Consider the following 2003-nt stretch of genomic DNA (forward strand, 5'->3'; position numbering starts at 1 on the left):
CCCGAGCGCCTGGCCGCGAAGCTGACCGCCTACGCCCGCCTCCACGACTACATCCCCACCCCCGTCGGCCGACCCAGGAGGTTCACCGAGCCGCGCCTGCAGGAGACATGGAAGCGGCGCTACGCGCGCTTCCCCCGGCTGCTGTTCGTCCTGGACGGCACCGGCCCCGCCGGCATCGACACCCGGATGCGTGCCCTGCACGCCAGCATCACCGAAGCCGCAGGCCTGCACAGCCTGCTCCGCGCCATCCCCGTCCTCGCCGCCCCAATGGTCGACATCCTCCGCGACGGGCCCTCAGCGCCCGTCTGGCGGCCCATCCAGGACCCCAAACAGAGGGTCAGCTGGATGGGCGCCTACCGCCCGCCAGCCACCCCCGCACGGCCCACCGCCCCGGAACCGGACCGGCCCTGGCCCACGACCACATCGGGATGGGGAACGCCCAACAACCGAGGATGACGTCACCGAGGCGGCACCCACCCCCGTGCTCCAGAGGCCGACCATGAGACCGACCACGGCTCCCACCGCCCCGACCATGCAGGTCACAGCACGACGCTCAAAGTGAAGTGCCTCTGGCCGGTGACCGGTCCGGACCCGGGTCGTTGAACCGGGCGCGCCCATGCACAGAGAAGCCCCGGGCGTCATGGCCCGGGGCTTCGTGCAGCGTGAGCCGTCAGCTCGGCTTGGGTTCCGGCTCCGAGGGCCGGAACATCTTCCAGACCCAGTGGCCGTCCCCGAGTTGGGCCAGCAGGATGCGGTCCTGCTCATCCGCGTCGTCGGCTGCGTCTCGTGCGTCCCGCCGCGCCATGGCGACCGCGAACAGCAGATCGGTGTGGAAGTCCTCCGGCAGCTCGGGAGCGCCGTGTCCGCCGTCTTCGGTGTCGGCCAGCACCACGATCTCGTCGGAGCCAAGTTCGGAGGCCTGGACCTGGTTCTCGCGCATGCTCAGGTAACTGATGGCGTCGGCCCGCACCAGGGTCGACTTGGGGGCTCCGCTCGCCGGCCGATACCTCTTCCTCATGATCCAGACGTGCTTCACGCTGTCTCCTCCCAGAGATCGTTGGTGGTGGCCATCCTGGCCCGGCGCACCGACAAACGGGCCCCAGCTCAGCGCTGACTGTCGCTGGGGGCGAGCAGGCTGGTGACTTCGGCGAGGGCGGCCGCGCCGGGCTTGAAGTACTGACGCAAGTGGCCGGGGCCGTGGCATGCGGGGTGTTCAGGGGGTCAGGAGGTGAGGGCCTGCGCTTCGCCGATGGCGGCGGTCTGGGTGGTGGTGCGGGTCTCGGTCCACTGGCCGGTATCGGCGGCAGCTCCGTCCTGGACCTGCCACGTGATGGTCCAGGTTGAGGTGGCGGTCACCGTGTAGCGGTGGCCAGGCCTGCTGCTGGAGGGGCGGGTGTAGCGGTAGCCGCAGTCGGGGGAGTTGGCCAGGCCCATGGACGGCTGGTAGCGGGTGCCGGGACCGGGACAGACCACCGGTGTGCCGTCGTCGCCCATGTTCCAGGTGACCGAGGACACCCGGGCGGTGGCGGTGACGCTGACACCGCCCGCCGTGGCCGACGCGGTGTTCGGTCCGTAGGTCGTGGCGCTCTGGTTGACCCACATCCACATCGGCATGCCGACCACGTAGTGGCCGGCCGGGCGCGGGCTGGCGATGTCGGGCCCGGTCAGCTTCATGGAGTCGACCGCCTGGCGGGCGATGGTCTCGGGGTCGATGGCGGGCTGGGCGGGGGCCTGGGCGCCGTCCGGGACCCACACCACGCCGATCCGGGCCGTGGCTGGGCAGTACACCTGATAGACCGCGCCCTTGCCGCCCTGCCGCTTGCCGTCCTGCATGGCCAGGTTGTCGGCCGGCGGCTGCGGATCCAGCTTGGTGTAGGTGCACTTCGCCGCCGACGGCGATCCGGACGAGCCGGTGCGGGAGGCACTCGCCTGGTGGCCGGGGCCCTCGGGTCTGGACGCAGCTGCGGCACTTGGCCTGCGGGTGACGTCGCAGGGGTATCTGA

The 2003-nt window shown here is 71.2% G+C and carries 2 protein-coding genes and 1 pseudogene; 1 reads left to right on the top strand and 2 read right to left on the bottom strand.

The features are described 5' to 3' along the window. Positions 1 to 456 (top strand): annotated as a pseudogene (locus tag ABZZ74_RS53880) (hypothetical protein); the annotation flags it as partial. A gap of 214 nt (positions 457 to 670) precedes the next feature. Here ABZZ74_RS53880 and ABZZ74_RS53885 read toward each other — a convergent pair. Next, positions 671 to 1036, bottom strand: coding sequence for a hypothetical protein (locus ABZZ74_RS53885; protein WP_356951408.1), 366 nt, complete (start codon positions 1034 to 1036; stop codon positions 671 to 673). Between the two features lie 185 nt (positions 1037 to 1221). Continuing rightward, a partial coding sequence (locus tag ABZZ74_RS53890; RefSeq protein ID WP_356951409.1) for an ATP/GTP-binding protein occupies positions 1222 to 2003 on the bottom strand: 782 nt, incomplete at its 5' end.

It is taken from the genome of Streptomyces sp. NPDC006476 (assembly GCF_040612015.1).
Lineage (GTDB): Bacteria > Actinomycetota > Actinomycetes > Streptomycetales > Streptomycetaceae > Streptomyces > Streptomyces griseorubiginosus_B.